The organism is Thiospirillum jenense (genome assembly GCF_014145225.1).
GTDB lineage: Bacteria > Pseudomonadota > Gammaproteobacteria > Chromatiales > Chromatiaceae > Thiospirillum > Thiospirillum jenense.
Genome location: NZ_JABVCQ010000124.1, coordinates 1 through 369, shown reverse-complemented (window position 1 = coordinate 369; position 369 = coordinate 1). Strand labels below are relative to the sequence as shown.

The 369-nt window shown below is 45.5% G+C and carries 1 rRNA gene; it reads left to right on the top strand.

What is annotated here, in order from left to right:
• Positions 1-213: 213 nt before the first annotated feature.
• A 23S ribosomal RNA gene (locus HUK38_RS14815) occupies positions 214-369 on the top strand; the annotation flags it as partial.

The window sequence follows — 369 nt, the reverse complement described above, 5'->3', positions numbered from 1 at the left end:
ACATGACCTGCACCATTTCCATTCCGTTTTAATTGACCAGTCAACGACTGTTTAATACGTTTGTGATGGTGTGTTTATTACCCGATTTTTTAGTTCTTTAACAATTTGGTGAGATCGCAAAGGTGTCAAATGACAACGTCATTAGGCGTTGATTATTATGATGCGCAATAGAAGTCAGCAATGTGTTTAACTCCAAAGTATTTGGGGTTATATGGTCAAGTGATGAAGCGCAGACGGTGGATGCCTAGGCGGTAGGAGGCGATGAAGGACGTAGTAGCTTGCGAAAAGCCTCGGGGAGCTGGCAAATAAGCGTTGATCCGGGGATGTCCGAATGGGGAAACCCACCTGTCGCAAGACGGGTATCCTGCA